The sequence below is a fragment of the Streptomyces viridifaciens genome (assembly GCF_001888885.2).
In the GTDB taxonomy this organism is placed as follows: domain Bacteria; phylum Actinomycetota; class Actinomycetes; order Streptomycetales; family Streptomycetaceae; genus Kitasatospora; species Kitasatospora aureofaciens.
In genome coordinates this window covers 4,066,685-4,092,423 of the sequence record NZ_CP090841.1, presented here as the reverse complement: position 1 = coordinate 4,092,423, position 25,739 = coordinate 4,066,685, and the positions used below count along the sequence as shown (strand labels likewise).

The 25,739-nt window shown below is 74.6% G+C and carries 24 protein-coding genes; 8 read left to right on the top strand and 16 right to left on the bottom strand.

Going from position 1 to position 25,739, the window contains the following annotated elements; genetic code table 11:
* The first annotated feature begins 207 nt into the window (after positions 1-207).
* Positions 208-1,041, top strand: a complete 834-nt coding sequence (locus BOQ63_RS25325; RefSeq protein WP_046387126.1) for a class I SAM-dependent methyltransferase — start codon at positions 208-210, stop codon at positions 1,039-1,041.
* 186 nt (positions 1,042-1,227) lie between these two features.
* Here BOQ63_RS25325 and BOQ63_RS25320 read toward each other — a convergent pair whose 3' ends face one another.
* On the bottom strand, positions 1,228-1,791 hold the full coding sequence (locus BOQ63_RS25320; RefSeq protein WP_072656353.1) for an O-acetyl-ADP-ribose deacetylase: 564 nt from the start codon (positions 1,789-1,791) through the stop codon (positions 1,228-1,230).
* Positions 1,792-2,029: 238 nt separating this feature from the next.
* On the opposite strand from BOQ63_RS25320, the gene BOQ63_RS25315 reads away from it, so the two are divergent.
* Entirely contained in the window at positions 2,030-3,544 is a 1,515-nt protein-coding gene (locus BOQ63_RS25315) for a PP2C family protein-serine/threonine phosphatase (RefSeq protein WP_079183747.1), read from the top strand.
* A gap of 76 nt (positions 3,545-3,620) precedes the next feature.
* Here BOQ63_RS25315 and BOQ63_RS25310 read toward each other — a convergent pair whose 3' ends face one another.
* From BOQ63_RS25310 to BOQ63_RS25280, 7 genes are all read right to left on the bottom strand, one after another.
* Positions 3,621-3,971 carry a DUF2516 family protein gene (locus BOQ63_RS25310; protein ID WP_046387329.1) on the bottom strand — a complete coding sequence of 117 codons (351 nt, stop codon included), beginning with the start codon at positions 3,969-3,971 and terminating at the stop codon, positions 3,621-3,623.
* A gap of 120 nt (positions 3,972-4,091) precedes the next feature.
* A complete protein-coding gene (locus BOQ63_RS25305) occupies positions 4,092-4,604 on the bottom strand; it encodes a hypothetical protein (RefSeq protein WP_046387330.1) in 513 nt (170 codons plus the stop codon).
* A gap of 2 nt (positions 4,605-4,606) precedes the next feature.
* On the bottom strand, positions 4,607-5,014 hold the full coding sequence (locus tag BOQ63_RS25300; RefSeq protein WP_046387331.1) for a helix-turn-helix domain-containing protein: 408 nt from the start codon (positions 5,012-5,014) through the stop codon (positions 4,607-4,609).
* Between the two features lie 102 nt (positions 5,015-5,116).
* Complete coding sequence (locus BOQ63_RS25295) at positions 5,117-6,202, bottom strand: DNA polymerase III subunit beta family protein (protein ID WP_030288505.1); 1,086 nt, start codon at positions 6,200-6,202, stop codon at positions 5,117-5,119.
* 34 nt (positions 6,203-6,236) lie between these two features.
* The gene (gene sigJ / locus BOQ63_RS25290) at positions 6,237-7,043 is read right to left on the bottom strand and encodes an RNA polymerase sigma factor SigJ (RefSeq protein WP_046387333.1); all 807 of its coding nucleotides are present in this window, start codon (positions 7,041-7,043) and stop codon (positions 6,237-6,239) included.
* Positions 7,044-7,158: 115 nt separating this feature from the next.
* Positions 7,159-7,347: a hypothetical protein gene (locus tag BOQ63_RS25285; RefSeq protein WP_030288503.1), complete on the bottom strand. Its 189-nt coding sequence runs from the start codon at positions 7,345-7,347 to the stop codon at positions 7,159-7,161.
* Positions 7,344-10,508, bottom strand: coding sequence for a DEAD/DEAH box helicase (locus tag BOQ63_RS25280; RefSeq protein ID WP_150476112.1), 3,165 nt, complete (start codon positions 10,506-10,508; stop codon positions 7,344-7,346). Before BOQ63_RS25280 ends, BOQ63_RS25285 begins: the two co-directional genes overlap by 4 nt.
* Before the next feature lie 226 nt (positions 10,509-10,734).
* Here BOQ63_RS25280 and BOQ63_RS25275 point away from each other — a divergent pair, with 226 nt between their 5' ends.
* The gene (locus tag BOQ63_RS25275) at positions 10,735-11,340 is read left to right on the top strand and encodes a YceI family protein (RefSeq protein WP_030288499.1); all 606 of its coding nucleotides are present in this window, start codon (positions 10,735-10,737) and stop codon (positions 11,338-11,340) included.
* 62 nt (positions 11,341-11,402) lie between these two features.
* On the opposite strand, the gene BOQ63_RS25270 is transcribed toward BOQ63_RS25275, so the two are convergent.
* Entirely contained in the window at positions 11,403-12,416 is a 1,014-nt protein-coding gene (locus BOQ63_RS25270; protein WP_150476111.1) for a LysR family transcriptional regulator, read from the bottom strand.
* Between the two features lie 116 nt (positions 12,417-12,532).
* Here BOQ63_RS25270 and BOQ63_RS25265 point away from each other — a divergent pair, with 116 nt between their 5' ends.
* Positions 12,533-13,789, top strand: coding sequence for an MFS transporter (locus BOQ63_RS25265; RefSeq protein ID WP_072655015.1), 1,257 nt, complete (start codon positions 12,533-12,535; stop codon positions 13,787-13,789).
* A gap of 9 nt (positions 13,790-13,798) precedes the next feature.
* Positions 13,799-14,278 (top strand): macro domain-containing protein, encoded by a 480-nt coding sequence (locus tag BOQ63_RS25260; RefSeq protein ID WP_030288491.1) that lies wholly within the window; start codon positions 13,799-13,801, stop codon positions 14,276-14,278.
* Between the two features lie 82 nt (positions 14,279-14,360).
* On the opposite strand, the gene BOQ63_RS25255 is transcribed toward BOQ63_RS25260, so the two are convergent.
* On the bottom strand, positions 14,361-14,939 hold the full coding sequence (locus tag BOQ63_RS25255) for a GNAT family N-acetyltransferase (protein ID WP_046386115.1): 579 nt from the start codon (positions 14,937-14,939) through the stop codon (positions 14,361-14,363).
* Positions 14,940-14,971: 32 nt separating this feature from the next.
* Between BOQ63_RS25255 and BOQ63_RS25250 the strand changes: the two genes are divergently transcribed.
* Together BOQ63_RS25250 and BOQ63_RS25245 are read left to right on the top strand one after the other, a co-directional pair.
* Entirely contained in the window at positions 14,972-15,121 is a 150-nt protein-coding gene (locus BOQ63_RS25250) for a hypothetical protein (protein ID WP_157846604.1), read from the top strand.
* Positions 15,122-15,130: 9 nt separating this feature from the next.
* Positions 15,131-15,931, top strand: coding sequence for a TetR/AcrR family transcriptional regulator (locus BOQ63_RS25245; RefSeq protein ID WP_223886040.1), 801 nt, complete (start codon positions 15,131-15,133; stop codon positions 15,929-15,931).
* A gap of 80 nt (positions 15,932-16,011) precedes the next feature.
* On the opposite strand, the gene BOQ63_RS25240 is transcribed toward BOQ63_RS25245, so the two are convergent.
* Together BOQ63_RS25240 and BOQ63_RS25235 are read right to left on the bottom strand one after the other, a co-directional pair.
* Positions 16,012-17,292 (bottom strand): GNAT family N-acetyltransferase, encoded by a 1,281-nt coding sequence (locus tag BOQ63_RS25240; RefSeq protein WP_046386116.1) that lies wholly within the window; start codon positions 17,290-17,292, stop codon positions 16,012-16,014.
* A gap of 40 nt (positions 17,293-17,332) precedes the next feature.
* Positions 17,333-17,869, bottom strand: coding sequence for a GNAT family N-acetyltransferase (locus tag BOQ63_RS25235; RefSeq protein ID WP_030555039.1), 537 nt, complete (start codon positions 17,867-17,869; stop codon positions 17,333-17,335).
* 142 nt (positions 17,870-18,011) lie between these two features.
* Between BOQ63_RS25235 and BOQ63_RS25230 the strand changes: the two genes are divergently transcribed.
* The gene (locus BOQ63_RS25230; RefSeq protein WP_143174772.1) at positions 18,012-18,296 is read left to right on the top strand and encodes a hypothetical protein; all 285 of its coding nucleotides are present in this window, start codon (positions 18,012-18,014) and stop codon (positions 18,294-18,296) included.
* Here the strand turns inward: BOQ63_RS25230 and BOQ63_RS25225 are convergent.
* The 4 genes from BOQ63_RS25225 to BOQ63_RS25210 form a co-directional block, all read right to left on the bottom strand.
* A complete protein-coding gene (locus BOQ63_RS25225; protein WP_150476109.1) occupies positions 18,262-19,608 on the bottom strand; it encodes a C40 family peptidase in 1,347 nt (448 codons plus the stop codon). The two genes, BOQ63_RS25230 and BOQ63_RS25225, sit on opposite strands and share 35 nt — an antisense overlap.
* 243 nt (positions 19,609-19,851) lie before the next feature.
* Positions 19,852-20,937 carry a hypothetical protein gene (locus BOQ63_RS25220; protein ID WP_198429381.1) on the bottom strand — a complete coding sequence of 362 codons (1,086 nt, stop codon included), beginning with the start codon at positions 20,935-20,937 and terminating at the stop codon, positions 19,852-19,854.
* A gap of 85 nt (positions 20,938-21,022) precedes the next feature.
* A complete protein-coding gene (locus tag BOQ63_RS25215) occupies positions 21,023-22,936 on the bottom strand; it encodes a threonine/serine exporter family protein (RefSeq protein WP_223886039.1) in 1,914 nt (637 codons plus the stop codon).
* 380 nt (positions 22,937-23,316) lie between these two features.
* Entirely contained in the window at positions 23,317-25,674 is a 2,358-nt protein-coding gene (locus BOQ63_RS25210; RefSeq protein WP_072655012.1) for a hypothetical protein, read from the bottom strand.
* Positions 25,675-25,739 lie beyond the last annotated feature (65 nt).

Genomic DNA, 25,739 nt, shown 5'->3' with positions numbered 1-25,739 from the left:
GTGCGGCCCGTCTCGGCGGGTCCGCGTGGACGGGCCGCCGCATGTCCGGTGTGCGCTGCCCCGTCCGGGCACACATCACCACCAGTGTGCCAACCACGCGGCGGTCGCCCGGCATTCCCGGTCGCGGCGATCGACCGGCCGCTCCGGCATCCGCCCAGGTCAGGACGGCGGCCGACCGGCCCCACCGGGGCCGATTACCCTTCTCGCATGGCTGCCTCCTTCGACCCCGCGACCGCCGCGCCCGCCCGCGGCCGGGCCGGACGGCCGGTGGGGACGGTCACCCGGGGCACCACCAACACCAACCGGCTGCGCCGGATGGACCGCTGGATCGCCCACACCCTGGGCCGGACGCTGCGCGCCGCCGAGCGGCCGCCGGTCGCGGTCGACCTCGGCTACGGCGCGGCGCCGTGGACGGCCGTGGAACTGGCCGGACGGCTGCGCACGGTGCGGCCGGACGTCCGGGTGGTCGGGATCGAGATCGAGCCGGAGCGGGTCGCGGCCGCGCTGCCGTACGCCGAGCCGCCGCTGCTCACCTTCCGGCGCGGCGGCTTCGAGGTGCCGCTGGACGGCGGCGGGCCGGCCCAGCTGATCCGGGCGGCCAACGTGCTGCGGCAGTACGACGAATCGGCGGTGCCCGGGGTGTGGGAGCGGCTGTGCTCCCGGCTCGCCCCGGACGGGCTGCTGGTGGAGGGCACCTGCGACGAGATCGGGCGGCGGCACGTCTGGGTCGCGCTCGGGCCGGAGGGGCCCCGAACGGTCACCTTCGCGGCCCGGCTGGGCGGCCTGGTCCAGCCCTCCGACCTGGCCGAACGGCTGCCGAAGGCGCTGATCCACCACAACGTGCCGGGGCGGCCGGTGCACGCCTTCCTGACCGACTTCGACCGGGCCTGGGCGGCGGCCGCGCCGTACGGGGCGTTCGGGGCGCGGCAGCGCTGGGTGGCGGCGTGCACGGCGCTGGCGGGCAGCTGGCCGCTGGTGGACGCGCGGGGGCGGTGGCGACAGGGCGAGGTCACACTGCCGTGGACGGCGCTCGCACCGTAGCGGCCCCTTTCCCTGCTGGTGGACCTGCGCGCTGGTGAGCGACACGACGCATTCACTCGAACGAGTTATCGAATATCTCTGGCGCGTTGACGCCCCGTCACGCCACGATGGAAGCCACCGAGCGGCGACACCACACGCCGCTCGGTGGCCGCCCTGTCCAGTCACGCACAGCACCGCAGCAGCCCGTCAGCAGCCCTCCGGCCCGAGCAGCTCCCCCCGGGCCCGTTCGAACACCCGGTACATCTCCGCCCCGAACAGCACGAACCGCACCTCCGCCAGCTCCGCGCCCGCCCGCGCGTCACCGCCGTCCAGCACGCCGGCGACGGTGCCCAACGCGATCCGGGCCGCATCCGCCGGCGGCCAGCCGAAGATCCCGGCCGACACGGCCGGGAAGGCCACCGTGCGCGCGCCCAACTCAGCCGCCGCACGCAGCGACTCGCGATAGCAGGAGGCCAGCAGCCCAGCCCGCTCCTCGTACTCCTCCGCCAGGTACACCGGCCCGACGGTGTGCACCACCCACCGGGCCGGCAGCCGCCCCGCCGTGGTCGCCACCGCCCGCCCGACGGGCAGCCCCCTGCCCCAGTGCGAGGCCCGCAGCCGACGGCACTCCGCCAGGATCTCCGGCCCGCCCCTTCGGTGGATCGCGCCGTCCACCCCGCCCCCGCCGAGCAGGGACGAGTTGGCGGCGTTCACCACCGCGTCCACCCGCTGTTCCGTGATGTCACCCTCGACCAGGGTGATCCGTGCCACCGTCACCAACCCCTTCCCCGGGCCCGCCCGGCAGCCGCCGGGCCGGGATCCGAGCCGTCGTCCGAATCCGATCACCGCACCGCCACCGGCGTGGCAATAACCACAACGGCGCCGGTCGGCCAGAGAAATCCCCGGAGATCACGTTATGGTCGCGAGAAGTTCCCCGACGCACGGTGCCAGGCGGGCACTGCGGACGGACTCCGGCCGTTACGCAGTCGGGGAAAGGGAGGAACCACCGATGCCCGCAACGGGAGACGGGCGGGCACCTGGTGCCGCGGACCTGCCGGGCGCCCATGACGGCGCCCCGGTCGGCCATGCCCGCAACCGCCCGACGACCGGCCCGGCCACGGCCACTCCCCCGATACCCCACCCCCGCTCGCAGCCGGTCCGGACCGCGCACGGCACCCGCCACCCCGCGCACCTCGTCGAGGCGGGAAGCGTTCCGGCGGCCGGTGACGAGCCCGCCGACGGCAGCACGCCACTGCGGCTGCTGGTCATCGAGGACGACGCCTCGGACGCCCAGTTGATCAAGGCGGCGGTCGCCGACAGCGGCACCTCCATCGAGATCCACTGGGCCCGCGGCCTCGAACAGGCCACCCAGCTGCTCGCCCAGGCCTTCCCCGCCACCCGGCGCGGGCGCTCCCGCGGCAACGACTTCGGCTGCGTGCTGCTCGACCTGGCCTCCCCGGCCGACCTGCCGCACCCCTCCGACGCCTCGGACGGCCTGGAAGGCCTGCACGAACTGCTCCGCCGCGCCCCGCACATCCCCGTGGTCGTGCTCACCGACGCCGCCGGGGCCGAACTCGGCGCGGCCGCCGTCGCCGCGGGCGCCCAGGACTTCCTGCTCAAGCACGAGACGGACGGCCCGCTGCTGGCCCGCGCACTGCGCTACGCCGTCGAACGCAAGCGCGCCGACGAGTCCCAGCGCCGCCTGGTCGAGGCCGAATTGCGGGGCCAGGAGAACGCCCGGCTGCAGCGCCACCTGCTGCCCACCCCGCTGCTGGACGGCGCCGGGCTCTCCTTCACCCGCCGCTACCGCCCCGGCCGCCGCCGCGCCCTGCTCGGCGGCGACTTCTACGACGCCGTGCGCACCGACGACGGCACCGTCCACGTCGTGATCGGCGACGTCTGCGGCCACGGCCCGGACGAGGCCGCGCTCGGTGTCGCGCTCCGGATAGCGTGGCGCACCCTGGTCTTCGCCGGCCTCACCGGCGAAACCCTGCTCACCACCCTCCAGCACGTGCTGGAGCACGAACGGCGCAGCGACGAGATCTTCGCCACGCTCTGCATGCTCGTCATCGAACCCGGCGCCGCCGTCGCCGGCCTCGACTCGGCCGGTACCCCCGAGCGGGCCCGGCTCTACCTCGCCGGACACCCGGCGCCGCTGCTCCTCGGGCGCGACCACCCCCCGGTCACCCTGCCCTCCGAGTTCGCGGGGCCCGCGCTCGGCCTGCTGCCGTGCCACGACGGGCAGGCCGCCTGGCCCGCCCACAAGGTCGAACTCCAGCCCGGCTGGCGGCTGTTGCTCTACACCGACGGGCTGATCGAGGGCCGGGTCGGGGCCGGGTCGCGGCGCCTCGGCCAGGACGGGCTGGCCGACCTGGTCGCCGACCACCAGTCCGCCGGGCTCACCCGGGGCCGGCTGGTCGACAGTGCGATCGCCGAGGTCGAGGAACTCAACGGCGGCGCGCTGACCGACGACGTCGCGGTGCTGCTGCTGGAACGCAATCCGGTGCAACTACTGCTCGGCTGAGCCCAGCCGCAGGAAAGGACGCAGCCCGGGCAGGGAGTTCACCTGCCCGGGCTGCGGTCTCGTTCCGCCGGGTTCGCTACCAGGGGCCGTACGGGCCGGTGTTGCTCCGGCCGCCCCGGCCGCTGCCGCCGGTCAGGGCCCGGATCGCGGGGCGGACGTCCACCACGTAGACGATCGAGGCGACCAGGCCGGCCAGGGTGCCGATGCTGCCGAGGAAGTTCGCGCCGAACAGCAGGTCCCAGCCGAAGCTGATCCCGAGCACAGCCAGCCAGAACCCCTTGGTCTTCTTGTCCGCCGCCCGGTAGGCGTCCTCCCGGCGGGTGGCCGCGTCGACCAGCGCGAAGAACTTGTAGCCCAGAATGGCGACGGCCATCCACCAGAACGGGTTCAGGTAGGAAAAGGCCAGGATCTGGAACACTCCGGTCATCGCGGTCTCCTACGTCTCTCGGCTTGCTGCACCCCGGCCGCCGCCCATCCTGGCACGGCGGCCACCCGCACGTGTGAACGTCCCACCGTCACCGGATGTGCCCCGGCCGGGCGGGGCCGGTCACTCCGAGGCGTCGGCGCCGCCCTTCCGGGCCTTGGCGGACTTCTGCGGCGCCGGAGCCTCGGCGTCGTCCACCAGTTCGCCCCGGACGGGCTCGTCCGCGGAGTCCACGGCCTCGGTGTCCGGGGTGTTCTGGGGGCGGGCCTTGTCCACGACGACCTTGCCGCGCTCGGCCAGCTCGTCGTACGTCTCCTTGGCCCGGACGGCCAACTCCAGCGCACGGGCCACCTGCTGGAGGGCGAAGTCCTGGGCCCGCTCCTGCAGGACCTTGAGGTCCGTGGGGAAGGCGGTGACGGCCTCGCTGACCTTGGCCGGTGCTCCGGCCAGCAGCTCCTGCGCCTCGTGCAGCCGGGCGGTCGCCCTGTCCTGTGCGGCCTGGCGGTCGGCCGCCAGCGCCTCGACCCGGCCCGGCACCTCGCGCAGCTTCTCGTACGCGAGGTCCCCGGCACCGGCCAGGGCGTAGAGCGGGGTCGGGTCGGTGAGGGTCTTCTTGATGTCGTCGGTGATCGGCATGGTTACCGGTCCTCCAGGGGGGTGTGCTGGGTGGCCGCGCCGTCGGTCATCGGGGTGGACCCCGAAGCGGCGTTCTCCTTGAGGAAGGCGTCGTAGACCGCGAGCAGCGCCTGCTTCTGCTGCTCGTTGATCAGCGGATCGGCCAGGATCGACGCCCGGAGCTCCAGGCCCTCACCCCGCCGCTCCTCCAGGATCCCGGCCTGGACGTACAGCGTCTCCGCCGAGATCCGCAGCGCCTTCGCGATCTGCTGCAGGATCTCCGCGCTCGGCTTGCGCAACCCTCGCTCGATCTGGCTGAGGTAGGGGTTGGACACGCCGGCGGCCTCCGCCAGCTGGCGCAGTGAGTACTGCGCGTTGCGGCGCTGCTCGCGGATGTACTCGCCGAGGGAGCCGACGTTCAGGGAGGCCATGGGGACAGCGTGCAACACCCTGCTTGCAATTGCAAGCACGGTGTTAGCGGGAGCAAACGCGGCGCGCCGACCGGGTGACCCCGATCGGGCGTTCCGGTGACTTCAGGGCAGGCGGACCGGCATCAGGACGGAGAAGGTGCCGGTTCGGCCGGGGGTGCGGATGGCCAGGGGGGCGATGGGGCCGCCGAGTTCGAGGAGGAGTTGTCCGGGGTGGCCGGCGCGCAGGGCGTCGAGGAGGAAGTCGCGGTTGACGGCCACCTGGAAGTCCTCGGGGGCGGGGTCGTCGGCGACGGTGAGGTGGCCGTCCTCGGTGAGGGTGAGGAGGGTGACCTGGCAGTCGGCGCCGTGCGGGCCGGAGGGGAGGGTGCGGGTGGCGCCGGCTTCGACGGCGGCGCGCAGTTCGGCGGCGGGGAGGGTGATCCGGTGCCGGGGGTCGAGCCGGGTCAGGGTGCGGTGGTCGGGGTAGTCGAGGTCGACCGTGGTGCCCTCGACGCGGTGGTCGGGGGTTTCGGCGCGGAAGGTGCCGGCGCCCAGGGTGAGGGCGATCTCGGTCGGGCCGGTGGGCAGGAGTGCGCGCAGGGCGTCGACCAGGGCGGTCGGGACGGTGCTGCCGGCGGTGGGCTGCTGGGGCGCCCCGAGGGCGGGCAGCTCGGCCAGGGCCATCCGGTAACGGTCGGTGGCGACCAGGCGCAGGACCGGACCGTCGGGTTCGAAGAGCACTCCGGCGAGAGAGGGCAGTTCCGGGTCGCCGCAGACCGCGAAGCGGACCGCGTCCAGGGCGGCGGCCAGGCCGTCGGCGCGGACGGTGAGGCGCAGCTCGGCGGGGGTGGTGGTCATCGGGTGCTCCCTCTGCTCGATCGTCGTGCGGATCAGGGAGAGTTCGCGGCGGGCGTCGGACAGGCCGTCCTCCAGCCGGCGCAGGTGGGCGTCGAGGACGCGCTCGGCCTCGCCGCTGCCGGGGACGGCGGCGAGGACCGCGCGGATCGCCGTCAACGGCAGGCCGACCCGGCGCAGCCGGGCCAGCAGGCGGGCGTCGGCGAGTTGGGCGGGCCGGTACCAGCGGTAGCCGGTCTGCGGATCGACCCAGGCGGGGGTGAGCACCTCGGCGCCGTCGTAGTAGCGCAGGGTGCCGACGCCCAGGCCGCTGGCGCGGGCCAGTTCGCCGATGCTGTGCAGCTCGCTCTCCATGCCGGTGACTCTCGGGGCTCGACCTGGTCGAGGGTCAAGCGAGGTGGGCGAGCTTGTGCGGGTTGCGGACGGCCCGGATCTCGGAGACCAGGAGGGAGCCGTCCGGTCCTTCGGTGAAGTCGAGCACCGAGACGGAGTCGACGGCGCCGTCGACTGTGATCAGCAGGCCGGGCTGGCCGTTGACCAGGACCGGTCGGGCGCCCACGCCATCGCCCAGCTTGCGGAGCAGGCCGAGCAGGAAGCGGGCCACGTTGTCGGCGCCGGTGACCGGCCGCACCGCCGCGGTGATCACGCCGCCGCCGTCGCTCCAGGTGGTGACGTCGGGGGCGAGCAGGGCGAGCACCCGGTTGAGGTCGCCGCCGACGCACGCCGCCAGGAACTCGTCGGTGGCCCGGCGGCGCAGCTCCGGCGGGGCGTCGAAGCGGGGGCGGCGGGCGCGCACGTGCGCCCTGGCCCGGCTGCCGACCTGGCGGCAGGCGGTCTCGGTGCGGTCCAGTGCCTCGGCGATCTCCTGGTAGGAGAAACCGAAGGCCTCCTTGAGGACGAACACCGCCCGTTCCAGCGGGGAGAGGCTCTCCAGCACCACCAGCAAGGCCAGCGAGACGGTCTCGGCGCGCTCGACGCCGTCGGTCGCGTCCGGCTCGGTGACCAGCGGCTCGGGCAGCCAGGGGCCGACGTAGGACTCGCGGCGGACGGCGGCGGAGTCGAGGCGGTTGAGGGCGAGGTTGGTGACCGTACGCGCCAGGTAGCCGCCGGGGCTGGCGACCGGGCCGGTGACCTGACTCCAGCGCAGCCAGGTGTCCTGGACGAGGTCCTCGGCGTCGGCGACGCTGCCGAGCATCCGGTAGGCGATGCCGAAGACCGTCCGCCGGTGTCGTTCGAAGTCGGCGAGCCGGGTGTCGGGGGTGTCGGTCACGGTCGGGACGCTACCGCACGGTAGCGGGGCGGGACGGCCCCTAGGAACGGAAGGTGTCGTAGGCGGGGGCCAGGAGGGCGGCGAGGTCACGGCCGTGGACGGTGATGCCGGAGCGGCCGAGGCGGTTCAGCGAGGGTTCGGCCGGTTCCTCGTCGGGGGTCTTCAGGGTGAAGTCGCCGCGCCAGTAGGCGGCGACGTTGACCGTCTCAGGCTTCGGCCGTTCCGTCACGCGTCCTCCTCGGCCACGGCGTCCTCGCGGGTGAGGGCGACCAGTTCACGCAGCGCCTCGACCGGCAGGTCGGTGAGCCACTGCTCCCCCGCGCCCACCACGGTGTCGGCCAACGAGCGCTTGGCGGTGAGGAGTTCGTCGATCCGCTCCTCGACGGTGCCGACGCAGACCAGCCGGCGGACCTGGACGTCGCGGCGCTGGCCGATCCGGAAGGCGCGGTCGGTGGCCTGCTCCTCGACCGCCGGGTTCCACCAACGGTCCAGGTGGATCACCTGGTTGGCGGCGGTCAGGTTGAGGCCGGTGCCGCCGGCCCGCAGCGAGAGCAGGAACACCCCTGGGCCGTCCGGGGACTGGAAGCGCCGGACGAGCTCCTCGCGGCGGCCACGCGGAACGCCCCCGTGCAGGTACAGCACCTCCTCGCCGAGTCGGCGTTCCAGGTACGGGCGGAGCATCGTGCCGAACTCGGCGTACTGGGTGAAGACCAGGGTGCGGTCGCCCTCGGCCAGCGCCTCCTCCAGCAGTTCGGCGAGCCGGGCGACCTTGCCCGAGCGCTCGCCCAACGGCGAACCGTCGTGCAGCAGTTGGGCCGGGTGGTTGCAGACCTGCTTGAGCTTGCCGATCGCCGCCAGCACCGTGCCGCGCCGCTCCACGCCCCGGATGCCCTCGACCCGCTGCAGCAGGTCGGCGACCACCGCCTGGTAGAGGCCGGCCTGTTCGGCGGTGAGGTTGCACCAGACGGTCATCTCCTGCTTGGCGGGCAGCTCGGCCGCCACCGCCGGATCCGACTTGAGCCGGCGCAGCACGAACGGGGCGGTGCGGCGCTGGAGTTCGGCGGTCCGCCCGGGGTTGCGGTGGACTTCGACCGGGATCGCGTAGCGCTCCTTGAAGCGCTCGGCCGGGCCGAGCAGTCCGGGGTTGGCGAAGTCCAGTACGGCGTGGAGTTCGGCGAGCCGGTTCTCCACCGGGGTGCCGGTGAGGGCGATCCGGTGCCGGGTGACGGGCAGCGCGCGGATCGCCCGGGACTGGGCGGTGCCGCTGTTCTTGATGTGCTGCGCCTCGTCGGCGACCACCCGGCGCCAGCGGATCGCGCGCAGTGCGGCGAGGTCGCGCTGGACCAGTCCGTAGGTGGTGATGACCAGGTCCACTCCCCCGACCGCGTCGGCGAGTTGCCCGGCGTCGAGGCGGCCGGCACCGTGGTGGACGTGGCGGCGCAGGGCGGGGGCGAAGCGTTCCGCCTCGCGCTGCCAGTTGCCGACCAGGGACATCGGGCAGACGAGGAGGGTGGGGCCGGCTTCGCCGTCGTGCTTCTCGGCGGCGAGCAGGGCGAGGGTCTGGACGGTTTTGCCGAGGCCCATGTCGTCGGCCAGGACGGCGCCGAGGCCGAGGCCGGACATGGTCCTGAGCCACGCGAGCCCGCGCCGCTGGTAGGGCCGCAGTTCGGCCCGGAAGTCCGGTGGCGGCGGCCGGTCCTCGGGGGCGGCACCGGCACCGCCGGCGAGCAGGTCGCCGAGCGGGCCGTCCACCCGGACGCCGGTGACCGGCAGCCCGGCGACCGTCGCGTCGGGGTCGAGGGCGAGCCGCAGCAGGTCGGCGGCGACCAGCAGGCCGTCGCGCTGCTCGGTGAGGAAGGCGAGCGCGGCGGCGATCTGGGCCGGGTCGGCCTCCAGCCAGGTGCCCCGGACCCGCACCAACCCCTGTTTGGCGGCGGCCAGTTCGGCGAGTTCCTGCTCGGTGAGCGGAGTGCCGTCCGGGCCGAGCGCGGCCTGCCAGCGGAAGGCGACGACGGCGTCCCGGTCGACCTGGCTGGTGACGGCGAGGGTGCCGGGCGCGGGCGGGGTGGTGGCGCGCAGGGCGAGTCCGAGCCGGGGGCGGCGGCGCCACCAGGCGGGCAGCAGCACACCGAAACCGGCCTCGGCGAGGGCGGGCGCGGCGGTGCGCAGGAAGTCGAGGGCACCGGTCCGGTCGAGCGGCAGGGCGGACGGGCGGGTGCGGTGGCGCAGTCCGTCCAGGACCGGCCAGCGGTGGGCGGCGCGGCCGAGTTCGGCGGCCAGGACCTCGGCCGGGCCGGCGGGCTCGTCCGTCGGAGCCGCGGGCGGGCCCTGCGTGGTCCTGCGGGCGAGTGCGGCGTACGCCGCGCCGCCCTCGTGCAGGTCGGCGGCGCGGACCAGCAGGGACGGCTCGTCGACGGCCTGGAGCAGGAACTCCAGGTGCCAGGCGTCGTCGGAGGGGCGGCCCCCGGGGCCGTCGTCGGCGGGGCCGAGCGGTTCGACCAGCCGGAAGCAGAGCCGCAGCGCGGGGTCGGCGGGCTCGGCGGTGGCGTACCAGTCGGCGATCCGGCGGCGCAGTTCGGCGACGTCCCGGGGCGGGGCGTCGACCTCGCCGGAAGGGGTGGTGAGGGCGTGCAGCCAGCGGTCGGCGGCCGTCCCGCCGGAATCGGGGAAGGGCGTGTCGGCCAGTGCGGCGCGGGCCTCGGCGTCCACCAGGGCGGCCAGGGCGGCGTCGAGCAGCGCCTCCCCGGTGGTCGCGCCGGTGGGCCACTCACCGAGCAGTACGGGCGGGCAGCCCGCCGCGAGTGCGGCGGCCTCGTGGCGCCCGGCCGGGGTGGGATCGGGCCGCCAGCGGGCCTGTGGACGGCCGTCGGCCAGGACGGGCAGCGGCAGCACCCGGCCCCGGCCGACCGTGCGCCAGGCGAGGTCGTGCACCCCGGTGAGCCAGCGCAGCGAGGGGCCGTAGACCACCTCGACCCGGCCGGTGCCGGGCAGGTCGGTGTCGGTGACGGCCCAGTGCGGGTCGTGGACCTCGCCGAGCAGCTGGGCGGCGGCTCCGGCGTCGAAGAGGAGCGCGGGCACCCGCCAGGGGGCGAGGACGGCACCGCCGCGCGGCGGGGTGACCGGCAGGTCGGGCGAGGGGGCGGGCAGGGTGCCGACGGTGGGCAGCAGGAGGGTGGCCCAGCGTTCGGGGGCCTGTGCGGCGAGCCAGCCGAGCCCGGGCCCGATGCCGCCGAGGACGGCGGCCAGGCTCCCGGCCGGGCAGGCGAAGGGGTGGGCGCGCGGGGCGGGCCGGTCGGGCCGGGGTTCGCCGGCGCCGGGGTGGGCGCGGGCGTCCTCGGCCCAGAGGGCCAGCCGTCCGTCCGCCCGCCAGAGCGCGTGCAGGACGAACATGCGGGGCCTTCCGGGGGGGATCGGACTGTCCTTCGCAGCCTAGTCGGGTGGTCCGACAGTGCCCGTCGGCCCGGGCACCGGGCCGTTCGGGGGTCCGGAAGAAGGCTTCGGAGGAACGCTTCGGAAGGAGGCTCCGGGCGCATGGTTGAAACTTGAACGAAAGCGTCGTACGCTGGAGCCAAGAAGTTGAAGCCTAAACAATTGGCTTCGAACCCGAGGAGGAGCCATGGGCCTGTTCAACCGCACCAAGACCGCCACCACCGCCACTGTCCAGGCCCCGGCCGGCCCGGATCTGTCGCACCTGACCGGCGACTGGACCGTCGACGCCATGCACAGCGAGATCGGCTTCTCGGTCCGCCACGCGATGGTCACCAACGTCAAGGGCCGCTTCACGGAGTACGACGGCAAGCTGCACCTGGACGGCGCCACGCCGGGCAACTCCTCGGCCGATCTGGTGATCAAGGTCGCCAGCATCGACACCAACCAGGCCCAGCGCGACGAGCACCTGCGCACCGGCGACTTCTTCGCCGCCGAGACCTACCCGGAGATCCGCTTCCGCAGCATCTCCACCGAGGCGGTCGGCGAGGACTCCTACCGGATGAACGGCGAGCTCACCATCAAGGACACCACCCGCCCGGTCGTCCTGGACCTGGAGTACACCGGCAGCGCCACGGACGCCTACGGCGCCGAGCGGGTCGGCTTCGAGGGCAAGGCGGTCGTGGACCGTACCGACTTCGGCCTGACCTACAACGCCGCCCTGGAGACCGGCGGCGTGCTGATCGGCGAGAAGGTCAAGCTCAGCTTCGACATCTCCGCCGTCAAGGCGGCCTGAACCGGCCGTCCCCGGCCCGGCGGCCCGTGCCGTCGCCGAGCCACCGAGCCCACCGCCCCTGCCTATCCCCCCGAGGCAGGGGCGGTGTTCTGCGCGGCGGCGACCAGTTCCGCGTCCGCCTCGGGCAGCCAGCTGCCCGCCGGGCGGCTCAACCAGCTCTCGGCCGTACCGAGTTCACTCGCGGCGGCGGCCAGCGCACGCAGCCCCGGGTGACGCTCGCCGGGCCGGTGCACCAGGCTCACCAGGCACAGCGGCACCGGCTCCACCAGCGGCACGTTCACCGACCCCGGGATCTTCGGCCCACCGACCGTGGTCAGCATCGGGTCGCCGTGCCGGGCCAGGTAGCGGGCGGTCTCGTCCAGGCCGACCGGCGGGACGTACGGCTCGGCCGCGGCCAGCCCGTGCTCGCGCAGCAGCCGGGCGCCGAGGTCGGCCCACTCGGTGGTCGCCGGGTTGCCCGCGCAGATGTCGACGGGGTGCCCGGCCAGTTCGGCCGGCCGCAGCGCCGGGCGGCGGGCCAGCGGGTGGGTGTCCGCCATCATCACCGAGATCCGCTCCAACCGCACCGGCAGCTGGGCGAGTTGGCCGCGCACCGGGGCGGACAGGCCGGCGAAGCGGCCGAACGAGGCGTCCAGCCGGTGCGCCAGCAGTTCGGCCGCGGCCGCGGCCAGGCCGCCGTGGAACCGGGCCAGCAGCTCGCCCTCCGGCCAGGCGGCGCGGGCCCGTTGGAGCACCCGGTCGGCGGTGAGGTCCGGACCGGTGACGTCGCTGTTGAGGTCGAGCAGCAGCGGCCGGGCGGCGGCGCCGGCGCCGGTGCCCGCCTCGGCGAGGATCTCGTCGTGCAGCGCGAGCAGCCGGCGCGCCCTGGGCAGCAGCCGCTGCCCGGCCGGGGTCAGTTCGACGCTGCGGGTGGTGCGGACGAACAGCGTGTCGCCGAGCAGCCCCTCCAGGGTGCGGACGTCGCGGCTCAGTGCCTGCTGGGCGACGTACAGCCGCTCGGCGGCCCGGCCGAAGTGCAGGGTCTCGGCGGTCGCGACGAAGCCGCGGAGCAGACGGGGGTGCAGGTCACGGGGCATGGGCGAGAGATTAACAACAAGGTGTTGTGGGAGTGGCGAAACAGGTGTTGGACGCCCGCCCGCCGACACGGCGAGGCTTGGGGCATCCCCTCCCGCCCCGTGTCCCAGGAGCCCGTTTGCCCCCGCGCGCCCTCCTCGCCTCCTACCGCCGGCTGTTCGCCGCCCCCGGCGCCACCGCCTTCACCCTGGCCGGGCTGCTCGGTCGGCTCGCGCTGTCCATGAACGGCGTCTCGCTGGTGGTGCTGCTCGCGGAACGGCGCGGGTCCTACGCGCTGGCCGGGACGGTCTCGGCGGCCGGGCTGGTCACCGGCGCGCTCGGGATGCCGCTGCTCGGGCGCCTGGTGGACCGGTACGGCCAGTCGCGGGTCGCGGTTCCGGCCGCGCTGTACAACGCCGTACCGCTCTTCGCCCTGCTGCTCTGCGTACGGCTCGGCGCACCGGACTGGACGCTGTACGCCTGCTGGACCGCCTGCGCGGCCGCGCCGAACCTCGGCGGCATGGCCCGGGCCCGCTGGGCGCACCTGTACCGGGACGACCAGGCCGCCCGGCACCTGGCCAACTCCTTCGAACAGGCGATGGACGAACTCTGCTTCATGGCCGGTCCGGTGCTCGCGATGCTGCTCTGCACCACGCTCGCCCCGGAGGCCGGGCTGCTCGCCTCCGGAACCCTCGGCACCACCGGCGCCCTGCTGTTCGCCGCCCAGCGGCGCACCGAACCGCCGCTGCCCGTCGGTGTACCCGCCGGTCAGCGGCACGGCTCCCCGCTGCGGGTACCCGGGCTGCGGGTGCTGGTGCTGACCTTCCTCGCCACCGGCACGGTCTTCGGCGCGACCGAGATCACCACCGTCGCCTATGCGGACTCGCTCGGCCACAAGGCCGCGGCCGGTGCGCTGCTGGCCCTGGTCGCGGCCGGGTCCTGCGTGGCGGGGCTGGTGTTCGGCCTGCTGACGCCGCGTCGGGCGCCCGGGGTGCGCTTCCTGGTCGGGGCCGCCGCGATGGCCGGGGTCCTGCTGCTGCCGCTCGCCGCCGGGCTGGGCGGAGCCGGGCTCGCGGTGCTCGGCGCGGTGCTGTTCGCGGCCGGCACGGCCACCGCGCCGACCATGGTGACCGGCATGACGCTGATTCAGGAGCTGCTGCCGCAGCGGCAGTTCAACGAGGGGATGGCGGTGGCGGTGTCCGGCATCGTGGTCGGCATCTCGGCCGGGGCCGCGCTCGCCGGAACGGTCGCCGAGCACGCCGCGCCCGGCACCGGCTACGTCCTGCCCGCCGGAGCGGCCGCGCTCGCCCTGCTGATCGCCCTGGCCGGGCGGCGCCACCTGCGCGCGGCGGGGGTGCGGGAAAATGCCGAGCGGGTTGTCAGTGCCTCCGTCTAACTTCTAGGCATGGCGGAAATCACCTACGTCCGAGGCGATGCCACCACGCCCCGTGGCAAGGGCGTGAAGGTGATCGCGCACGTCTGCAACGATCTGGGCGGCTGGGGAAAGGGCTTCGTGCTCGCGCTCTCCAGACGCTGGCCCGAGCCCGAGGCCGCGTTCCGACGCTGGCACCGGGAGCGGGCGAAGAACGACTTCGGCCTCGGCGCCCTGCAAATGGTGCAGGTCGAGCCGTACGTCTGGGTGGCCAACCTGGTCGGCCAGCGCGGCATCCGGACCGGGCGCTCCACCGGCGTGCCGGTGCGGTACGAGGCCATCGACACCGGGCTGGCCGCGCTCGCCGAGCACGCGCTCGAACTCGGCGCCTCCGTCCACATGCCGCGGATCGGCTGCGGACTGGCGGGCGGGCGCTGGTCGAAGGTCGCGCCGCTGATAGCGGACCGGCTGACGGCGCGCGGCGTGCCGGTGACGGTCTACGACGTCGACTGACCCGGCCGAACCGGTCGAGTCGGTCGAGTCGGTCGAGTCGGTCGAGTCGGTCGAGTTGAGCCGGTCAGGTCGGCTGAGTCGGTCAAGCCGGTCGAGCCGAGTCGGCCGTGGCGGCGCCGGGCGCTGACCCGGGCCCGGCCGGCCAGGCGTACACGTACTCGGGCAGCAGGTACCCGCCCGGGAACTCCCCTTCCTGCGCCCTGATCCGCACACCGCCCTCCCGCTCGTAGAAGGCGATCGCGCGGGTGTTGGCGCTCAGCACCTCCAGGTACAGGTCGGCACCGGGGTACCGCGCGGCGACCTCGGCGCGGGCTGCCGCCAGCAGCTCCCGGCCGATCCCACCGCCGGTGAGGCCCGGGCGGACGTGCAGGTTGTCCACCAGCACCCCGCCGTCGGGCTGCGGCACCAGGTAGACGAACCCGGCCGGTTCCCCGGCCCGTTCGGCGATCAGCAACACGGGCGTGTTCTCCGGCGTCCCGTAGTCGACCGTCAGGCGCAGCTCCCACAGCTCGCGCCGCTGGACGGCCAGTCCGTCCCCGATCGCTTCGTCGGGGACGATCCCGCGGTAGCTGGTGCACCAACTCTCGGTGTGCAGGTCCGCGACGTGCACGGCATCCCGCTCTCCGCCGTGCCGAATGGTGATCCGCCCTGATCCGGTCATGTGACGAGCCTCCCACAGAGATGGAGTTGAACATGTTCAACCTCAACGCCTACAGTTCTGCCGAGCTTTTGAACGCGTTCGAAAAGATGGGGGCGGTGGGCGTGGCACCGGGTGCGGAGGGGGCATCCGGTGCCGCGAGCACCGACAGCACCGACACCGGGTGGAGCGTCGTCTCCGGTTAGGCTCTGCCCGTGGACGACCTGGCAGCGACGAACCGAACGGACGGCGGGAAGGGTGCGGCCGACGCCTCGGCCGCACCCGGCACGGACGGCGGGCCCATGCCCGGCGGCCGGGCCCAGCCCAAGACAGACAAGAGCGAGGCGACCCGGGCGCTGATCCTGGAGACGGCCATGCGGCTGTTCCAGGAGCGGGGCTACGAGAAGACCACGATGCGCGCCATCGCCACCGAGGCGGGCGTGTCGGTCGGCAACGCCTACTACTACTTCTCCGCGAAGGAATTCCTGATCCAGGGGTTCTACGACCGGATGACCCACGACCACGCGGCCGACGCCAGGCGCCGCATGGCCCACACCCGGGACTTCTCCGAGCGGCTCCAGATCGCGCTGACCTCCTGGCTCGACACGGCCGCGCCGTACCACGAGTTCGCCGCCCAGTTCTTCCGCACGGCGGCCGACCCGACCAGTTCGCTGAGCCCGTTCTCCAACGAGTCCCACCCCGCTCGGGCGACGGCCGTCGAACTGTTCCGCGACGTCCTCCAGGGCTCCGACCTGGCGCCGAAGCTGGACGCCGAACTGGTCGAGCTGCTGCCCGACGTGCTCTGGCTGAACCTGATGGTCGTGGTGCTCTACTGGGTCTTCGACCGGACCGAGGACACCGAGCGGACCAGGGAGTTCGTCCGGCGCTCGACGCCGATGGCCGCCCGGTTGATCAACCTGTCGCGCTACCGGGTGTTCCGGCCCATCGTGCGGGACGCCAAGGGGCTGATCCAGGACTTCATCCTCCCCACCATCGGGAAGACCGCGGTGAAGTAGACCGCGGCTCGCAGGACTTGTGGAACCCCGGAGGCCGGCCCGCGATCCGCGGGCCGGCCTCCGCCGTGGTCGCCGGCGGCTCAGAACTCGGTCGGCGTCCAGGCCCGCAGCGGGGTGCGCAGCAGCAGATCGGCGGCGGCCGCCGCGCCCGGGCGCAGTTCGGTGAGCAGTCCGGCCGCAGCCAGCCTCGGGGCCGTCTCGGACCCCAGGTAGAGCGAGCCCAACGCGCCGGCGCCCAGGGCGAGATCGGCGTCGTCGGTGGTGCGGGTGCAGCGGCCGGTGCCGTCCTCGGCGACCTCGATCGCGAAACGGCCGGAGGCGTAGCCGAGCCGGTCCTCGACCTCCAGCACGACCCGGCCCGCGGCGCCGTACGTCCTGGCGCCGAAGGCGGCCCCGACGTCCAGCAGCCGCAGCCACATGAGGTCGGCGTTCGCCTCGTCCGGGACGGCCGCGCGCGGGTCCTGGAGCAGCAGCGGCAGCGGGTCGTCCGGGGAGACGCCCTGGACCACCACCTTGCGCACCCAGTCGACGGACAGCACCAGGCGCCACAGCTCGACGGCGGTCGGCAGGTCGAGGGCGAGGAAGTCGTGCACGGTGAGCGTGCCGGCGGGGAGGGCGCCCTCCCACTTGTTGTCGATCCGGTAGACCACCATCCCGGTGACCCCGCCGTCGGCGTCCCGGTGGACGGCGGCGAACGGCTCCTTGAAGCTGTCGCCCGGCACCTGGATCACATTGGTGTTGCGCTCCCACCAGATCCCGTCACGGGCGATCGCGCCCGGCTGGGTGAGCCTCCAGCGGTCGTACAGCTCGGCGCCGAGCTCGCGCTGCTCCGCGAGCGTCACGAAGTCGATCCGGCCGCCGGGCACGCCGGGCAGGCCCTCGCGCAGACCGCTGGTGCGCCCCAGGTCGATGCGCCAGCCGGAGCCCCACGTGGCGGGGCCGAAGCCGAAACGGCCGTAGATGTTGTACTCGGCGGCGGCCAGGATGGCGACCGCGCAGCCACGCTCGGCGGCGGAGGCGAGGTCCCGGCGCATCATCGCGCTGAGCACGCCCCGGCGGCGGTGGGTGGAGCTGACCGTGACGTTGGTGATCGCGTCGGCCGTGACCACGGCCCCGCCCGGGACGGTCAGTTCGACGTCGAAGCTGCGGAAGGTGGCGATCTGGCGCTCGCCGTCGAAGCCGGCCACCATCCGGCCCGGCTGCCACTGCCGACGGCGCAGGTCCGGCGCGACGCCCGCGTGCGGCCGCAGGAAGCCGAAGTTGAGCGCCCGGTTCCACTCCTCCACTTCGTCCACGGAGACGGCCCTGACCTGGACCCCGTTCACGGTGTCGACGGCCGTGTCGTCGATGCTCTTGCCCATCGAGCCACCGTACGGCCGCCGACCTGGGGCGTCATTCGAATTATTCGGTGCCCGACCCGGCCCGCGCTCCGTCGTGCCGCCCGGGCGTCACGACCCAGTGGTTGGTGCGCAGGATCCGGTCCGCGAAGTCGAGGTCCCGCTGGCCGAGCAGCCGGAAGCCGAGCGCACGGCAGATCCCGTTGGACGGGCCGTTGGTCACCCCCGGGTTGGCGTGCACCTCGCCCCAGCGGCCGTCCGCCGCGGCGGCGTCCAGCACCTGCCGCACCGCCGCCTTGGCGAGACCGCGGCCCTGGAACCCGGGCAGCACCATCCAGCCGATCTCGGAGACGGTGACGCCGTCCTCCTCGTCCTGCCAGAGCGTGACCAGACCGGCCGCCCCGCCCGGCCCGGCGTCGCCGTCCGGCACGATCACCTTGATCCAGGCGCTGTCCGCCGCCACCAGGGCGAGGTCCTTGCGCAGCCGCGCCTCCACCTTCTCCCGGGGCAGCGGGCCGCCCAGCTCGGCCATCATCCCCTCGTCACAGCGCATCCGGACGTACGCCTCGGCGTCGCCCGGTTCGACGTTCCGCAGGTGCACGACGCCTCCTCAGAAGTGTTCGGAGCGGCCACGCTAACGCGGGCCACCGACATCGGCGCGGGAGCCGGTCCGACATCTCCCGTGCCGGCTCGGGCACGACGGCGAGCCGACCAGGCGGGACGCCGACCGCGCCCCCGACCGGGTGCGCGCCCCGCGGAGCCGGCTGCTCGGCGACCGCGTCCTGCAGCCCACCGCCTGGACGACCGCCGAGCAGCCCGGCCACCCCGACACCCCCGCCGCCGAGCACCTCGCGCCGACCCGCCTCCAGGCCGACGCCCTGGTCACCCCCGCCCCGGAGCCGGCGCGGGAGGCGAAGGACGTGGTCACGCTCCCCCCGTCCGGGAGCCGACCGGCCGGCCGTGAGCACGGGCCGGTCGGCTCCCGGGCCCTGGCTAGGGCCGGGCGTAGTAGTCCGGGATGCCCATGATCCAGAGGCTGGCCTGCTTGACCGGCATGCCGACCCGCGGGGCCTCGATCATCTGGTCGTCGCCGATGTAGAGGCCGACGTGGTGGATGTCGGCGGCGCGGCCGGTGTCGGTCCAGAAGACCAGGTCACCGGGGCGCAGTTGGCCGTAGCCGATCGGGGTGGACTGGGCGTACTGGTCGGCCGCGAAGTGGTTGAGCTGCTTGCCGCCCTCACGCCAGGCCATCATGGTCAGCCCGGAGCAGTCGTAGCCCTCCGGCCCCTCGCCGCCCCAGACGTAGGGCAGGCCGATCTTGGACTTGGCGAAGGCCACGGCGGCGGCCGCGCCCTCGGCCGACCAGAGGCGAGGCTCGGGCAGTACCGCCTGGGCCCTGGCGGCGGCCGCGGCCGTTTCGGCATCCCGGGCGGCCTGCTCGGCGGAGGCGCGGGCGGCCGCCCCCGCCTCCGCTTCCCGGGCGGCGATCGCCTCCAGTGCCTCGCGGCGTTCGCGCTCCAGCTCGACCGTGGTGTTCCGGGCCGCGGCCAGCTCGGCGAGCAGCCGCTCCCGGCGCCGGTCGGCGGCGGCGACCTCGCCCTGCTGGGCGGCGAGCCGCTGCTGCGCCCTGGTCCTCGCCGCGCCGACCTCGGCGGCGGCCTTCTCCGCGGCCTCGGTGGCGGTGCGGGCGGCGGCGGAGGCACTGCGGGCGGCGGCGGCCGTGGAGGTGGCGGCGTCCAGGATCTGCCGGGTGCGCTCGCTGACCACGCCGACCGCGGCGGCGCGGTCGCCGGCCTCGCGCGGGCCGTGGGCGCCGAGCAGGGCGTTGAGGGCGGACAGTTCGGCGCCCGCGCCCTGGCGGTACGTCTCGGCGGCGAGCCGGGCCGCGTCCTCGGCGGCCTCGGAGCGCTCGGTCTCGGCGGCGGCCGCGCGCCGGTTGGCGGCGGTCTCCTCGGTGCGGGCCCGGGTGAGGGCGAGCCGGGCGCCGTTGTATGCCTCGACGGCCTGTTCGGCGCTGCGGCCGGCCCGGTCGAGTTCGGCCCGGGCGGCGGTGAGCGCCGCTTCCAGTGCGGCCGCGGAGACGGCCTTGCCGTCGGCCTCGGTGCGGGAGCGGTCGATCTCCTCGGTGGACGGGTACGGGTCCTGGCCGACCGGGGGCTGCCCGGCCGGGGCCTGCCCAGCCGGGGACCGGACGGACGGGGACCGGACTTCCGACGGCTGACCGCCCGGTGGCCGGCCGGTCGCCGGGTCAGGGTCCGCCGGGTCGGCCTGGGCGGCGGGGAGCAGCCCGAGCAGGGCGGTGAGGGACAACAGGAGGGTCGGCAGGATCCTGCACGCCACGAGACATCCCTTCTCACGGGTCCGGAGGGGACGGCGGCGGATGCCGATCTGCGCGCGGGCGGGCGGCGGCCGGGCAACAGCGGGAGGTCCGACGAATCATCCCATCACGTGACAGAACGGTCATTCGTCGCTCATGTTCTCAACTCCGGCGCCGTTCACACCGCGAACGCGCTCCACCGACCGGGTGACCATCCGATGATCCGACCAGATACCAACTCCGGTCCGGCACACAGGGCATACGAACTACCGGTGGATCCGGCGGGTCCTCGTCCGCAGGTGGGGATGCCGCCCGGGCCGGCGCTCCGCCCCGGCCGGGCCGACCCCGTACGTCCGGTTGCGCCCGGCACGGATCGTACGGCGGCGCTGCTGCGCCGCGGCCGAGCGGCCCGGGACGCTGCCGACGGCCACCTCCACCGGCTGCGGGTGCACCGCGGGCTGGTGCGCCGCCGACCCGGCCACCGCCGCAAAACGGCGGTCGGCCAGCCGCGCCTGGCGGCGGGCCAGCGCCCGGGCGGCGTGCGCGTCGAGGTGGGCGGAGGCCCGCGCGGCCATCCGCTCGGCGACCCGGTGGGCGGCCGGATGGTTGGCGGGCACCTTGTCGGGCGCGCCGGCGATCAGGTCGAAGAGCCAGGTGCGGGCACGGTCCGCACGCCGGTGCAGCAGACGTTCGCGTCGGAGCGCACGCGCCCGGCGGCGGGAGCGCGTGGTGTACCGCCAGCGAGCCCACGGACTGCTCGGGCGGGCCAGCCGGATCGCGCCGATCCAGGACAGGCCGGGGACCATGATCCCGAGCAGGCCGGTCCACACCTTGCCCTTGAACAGGGTGATCACCGAGGCCAGCGCGTTCACCGAGATCACGGTGATCAGGCCCCAGCGGGTGTCCTCGCCGGGCAGCGCGCCGAACGGCACGTACCCGATCAGCAGCAGGCCGGTGAACAGGATGCCGAAGATCACGGCGTCCACCGACTTGCGGCCCTGTTCGCTCCAGTACACGTCGTCCAGGTGCAGGATCAGCGCGAACTCGTCCAGCACCAGGCCGCAGCCGATGCCGAAGAGCAGCCCGAACCAGTCGATCCACGGGGGCGTGCCGTAGGCGGCGAACACCCCCATGCCGCCGACCAGCAGGAAGCCCAGGCCGAACACCATGTGGTGGATGTGGAGGCCACCGGGGGTGACGTTGCCCGGCCACCAGCGCACCTGGGCGCGGATCATCCGCACGCTGAACCGGATGAAGACGAAGGAGGTGATGAAGCCGACCAGCAGCAGGAACAGCGGTTGCTTCTGCGCGTTGACGATGTGCTCGCGGTAGCTGTCCAGCAGTGTCGACATGGGTCTTACCTTCGTTCCTGGTGCTGCGTCCTGCCTGCCGTGACATGGCCCGAAACCAGTGCCGGCCCGAATGCGCCGGCCCCGGTCAGAACCCCCGGGTGCGCTTGGCCGCCCGGCGCGGCACCGCCGGGTAGAGCGAGGGCAGCTCGGCGCCCACCGGCAGTTTCAGGAACAGCCGGGCGATCTCACCACCAAGATTCACCCCGATCGCCAGCGCCATCGCGATCGCCGCCGCCCGGAACACCGACACCAGGCCGGTGCTGGAGTGCCCCTGGGCGAAGGCGAGCATCCCGAGGTAGAGCGCCGAACCCGGCATCAGCGGGCCGATCGCGGCGGTCACGTACGGCAGCGCCGAGCCGTTGCGGTAGCGCGCCATCAGCTGGCCGAACAGGCCGACCAGTCCGGCCGCCACCCCGGTCGCGGCGATCGGGTTGACGTGCGCGTTGTACACCAGCGCGCCGTAGCTGGCCCAGCCGATGCCGCTGTTGAGGGTGACCAGCGCGAGGGTGCGGCGGTCGGTCTGCAGCAGCATCGCGAAGGCCAGGGTCAGCACCATCGCGGCGACCATCTGCACCGGCGGGTAGCTGATGCCCACCAGGCTCTCGTCCGGCTTGAGCCTCGCCTCGAAGCCGACGCCCAGGTAGAGGATCATGATCACGCCGATCACGATGCCCGCGACCAGGTAGATCACTTCCAGCAGCCGGGCCGCGGCGGTGATGTAGAAGCCGGTCAGGCCGTCCTGGACGGCGGCGACCAGGGCGCGCCCGGGGAGCAGGGCGAACAGGCCGCCGGTGATCACCACCGAGCCGCGCAGGCCCCAGTCATTGAAGGACAGGATGATGCCCGAGGCGGCGGCCGGCATCGCGGCCGCCACGAACTGGTAGAACTCCGGCAGCCGGCGCCGGGCCAGCGCGGAGGCCAGCCGGTCGCCGAGGACGGCCGCGACGAAGGCGCTGCCGAAGACCAGCCAGGCCTTGTCGTCGAGCCGCCCGCCGACCAGGAAGGTCGCCGCGCCGGCCAGCAGACCGGTGGTCAGGGCGAGCAGCCAGGCCGGGTAGGGGTGCCGGTTGCGGCGGATCAGGGCCAGCCGGCGGTAGGCGTCGTTGACCGTCACCTTCTCCGCGGTGATGTCGGCCACCAGCTCGTAGACCGCGTTCAGCCGGGTGTAGTCGGAGGTCCGGCGGCGCACCACGCGGTCGGCGGTGACCGGCGGCTCGACCAGCGAGGGCTGGTGCGAGATGCCGATCAGGGTGAAGGTCACCTGCGGCTCGCAGCGGTCCAGCCGGTAGGCGTGCGCGATGCCGAGCATGGCCGCCTCGACGTCCTCGGCGGCCTCGCCGCTGGCCAGCAGCAGTTCGCCGATGCGCAGCGTCAGGTCGAGGATGCGCGGGACGTTGCGGGCAGTGCCCGCGGAGGGGTGCATCTCGCGGGCGGTGCGCTCGAAGGCGGGGCGCTCGGACATCGGGGTGCGCAGCAGGGTGCGCATCCGGTCCGGCCAGGGCACCTCCCCGGGGGCGCCGACGGTCAGCTCGGGGACCGGGATGCCGGTGGGCGGGGTGTAGCCGGCCGCGCGCCACTCCTCGGGGGTGAGGGTGTCCTCGGCGACCGAACGACGGCGGCCCGGGCGCTCGGCGGCCGGGCGCCCGGGGGCCGTGTCCTGGGGAGCCGCGTCCCGGGGGCGCAGGTCGACGGTCAGTTCGGGGTGCGGCTCCAGCGGCGGCTCCGGCGACGGCCCGGGCTGCGGTTCGGGCTGCGGTTCGACCCGCGGCTCGGGCGCGGGCTCCGGTTCGGGGGCCAGCAGGCCCCTGCTCTCCGGGACCGGTGGGGCCAGCGGCACCTCGATGGTGGGCTCGACGGGCGGCGCGGGGTGACCGAGCAGGCCTTCGGTGGGCGGCGCCTCGGCGGGGTGCACAGGCCGGGGAGGTGTCTGCCCCACCTGGCGGACCGCCCGGCCTCCCCTCGCCCGCTTGCCCGCACCCGGTCGGCCCCGCTTAGGCACTTCCGCTCCTTGCCGCCCCTGGTGGCCGCCGGCCACCGTTCGATCTCGGGTTACACCTTGCCTGATCGAACAGCTGGACGCACATGTACGAGACGTCCCGCGGCGGCGGGCCCGGGCGCCTACCCGGCGCGGTGGCGGGCGGCATGCTCCGCGCCGGAGCGGCGGGCCCGGAGCAGCTCGACCGCCACCGGGATCCCCGAGACCAGCGCGATGCCGACCAGGACGGCCGCGACGGTGTCCCGGACGAAGGGGATCCGCCCGGGGGAAGTACCCGAACAGGTAGCCGACCTGGTCCGTTGAAAAGACTCGCCCGGATCCGGAATGGTTCCCCGGCCCGCCGCGCGGGGCCGACCGGGCCGGGGGACCGGACCGCCTGCGGCTCAGATGTCGTAGCGCTCGATGATCTCGGTGTGCCGTCGGAGGTCCGCCCCCGCCGCGTCGGCCAGGTCGAGCCAGGTCACCGGGTGCTCCCAGCCGGCCGTCAGGTCGTGCAGCAGCGCGTCGGCGCGCTCGGCCGAGGCGGTCGGCGGGAGGCCGAGGGCGGCATAGACGCCGGGCAGGTCGCCGTCCTCCCGCTCCGGGTCCGAGAGCCGGTACTGCTCCCCGCTGTACACCCAGACCGCGTAGCCGGCCGCCCGCAGCGCGTCCCGGAAAGCGGCCCAGGCCTCGTCCCCCGGCCGGACGCCGTCGATCCAATAGGTGGTGTAGCCGGCCGGGTCGAGCAGGGTCAGCAGCCCGAAGGTGGGGCGCCACTCCTCCCGCTCCTCCTCGGCGGCGTCCTCCGCCGGCGGGCGCTCCAGCAGGGCCGGGGCGAAGACCACCACGTCACCGTGGTTGAGCGTCAGGTCCGCGCCGAGCACCGGCAGGATCCGGGCGGTGGCCGGGCCCGTCCGGACGGCGGGCAGGTCGGCCCTGGTGCCGTTGGCGCGGGTGGCGCGGACGTTGATCAGCTGCCACTCCTCGTCCACCGGGCCGTCGGGCTCGTCGAACTCGATGCCGATGCGCGCGCCGGTGGAGCGGACCACGGCCCAGTCCCGGTTGGCGGTGGCCGCGGTGATCAGGTGCCAGAGGTCGGGTTCCTGGACCGTCCGGTGGAGTTCGTCCTCCCCCGCCTCCTCGGCGGGCAGGGCGTGTTCCAGCAGCTCCTGGTAGAGGCGCTGGGCGGTGGCGTGGTCGCCCAGCTCGGTCGCGGCGGCGGCGGCCAGCCGCCGGGTGTTGATCCGGCTCGCCTCCAGCGCCAGGATCGCCTCGCACTGCTCCAGCACCTCGGCCCAGCGCTCCTCGGCGGCGGCCCAGCGGGCGCGTATCCAGTGTCCGTCGGCCGGGCTGGTCGCGGCCAGCCGGTCGGCGAGGCGGCGCACGCCCTCGGCGTCCCGGGCCTCGATCAGGGCCTGACCGAGCGTGCCGGTCAGCTGCTCGCTGCCCGGGTCGGCGTCCAGCCGCTGCCAGAGCAGCTCGGCGGCGGCCCGGGCGTGGCCGAGGCCACCGAGCACGTTGGCCAGCAGCACGGCCAGGTCGGTGGCGCCGGCCTGCTCACCCCGGTACCGGTCCAGGGCGACGGAGAGCAGGTCGGCGCCGGTCTCGAAGGGCACCCGGGCCTCGGCCAGGTGTGTCGTCAGTTCGCCCGGCGGGACGGGCAGCTCGGGCACCGGCAGTGCCTCGGCGGCCGCGCGCAGGGCTGCGACCTGCTCGGCCACGCCGGCGGTGCGGCGCAACTGGGCGAGCTTACGCTCCCCGGTGGCCGCGAGCGTGAGCGCCACCGTACGGGCGCCGCGGGCGAGCGCCAGCCGACCGGCCGCCAGCAGCAGGTCCACGCAGGGGCGGTGGGAGCCGGTGCCGTCCAGGTAGCCGACCCAGCCGGCCAGCACGGCGCCCAGCTCGGCGTCGTTCCCCCATGCACCGGCCGCGATCAGCAGCTCGACCGTCTCCGTCCAGCTCTGGCGCAGGTCTGCGTGCCGCTCGGCCTCGGCCCGCTCGGGCAGCAGGGCGAGCGCCTCCTCGGTGCGCCCGAGCGAGGCGAGCGCGCGGGCCCGCTGCACGGCGCCCGAGCGCCGGTCGCTCTCGTCGAGCTCCTCGCCCCGGGCCCTGGCCGCCCGGTCGGCGGTGTCCAGCAGGGCGAGCACCTCCTCGTGCCGCCCCAGCAGGTGCAGGGTGCCGGCCCGGGCGCGGTGGAAGCGGAGCGAGACCTGCTGGCCCGCGGTCCGCATCCGGGCGGCGGCGGTGTCCAGGTGGGCGAGGGCGTCGGCGGGCCGGCCGTCGTCCTCCAGGGCGTCGGCGTACTCGCGGGAGAGGCAGTCGAAGCAGGCGCGGCCGGGCTCGATCCGGTCCAGCGTCTCGCCGACCACGTCGAGGCGCTCCCGCACGTACCCGGGGCCGTCGACCCGGGCGTGGCAGATCGCGAAGTCCTGCACCACGCAGACGGACTGCGGGCAGTCGGCCGTCTCCTCCCGGTGAGCGAAGTCCAGCAGGTCGACCACCTCGGGCAGGACGGACTCGCCCTGCTGCCGCTTGTTCAGCAGGTTCTGCATCCGCCAGTGCCGCAGGTAGACCTCGACCCAGGGCAGGCCGAGGGCCCGGGCGGAGGCGACGGCCTCCGGGTAGACCGCGTCGAGCTGCTCGTTGCGCCCCTCGGTCGCGTGCTCCGGCAGCTCGTACATGGCGTCGGCCAGCCGCCGGTGGCCGACCGCGTGCAGCTGCTGGTGGGTGTCGCGCACCCAGGCCCAGATGTCGGTGGTCATGTCCGTTCCCCCTGCGTCGTGCTGATGAGTTGTCTACCGCGGGCCACTGACAATCCGTCCGCCGG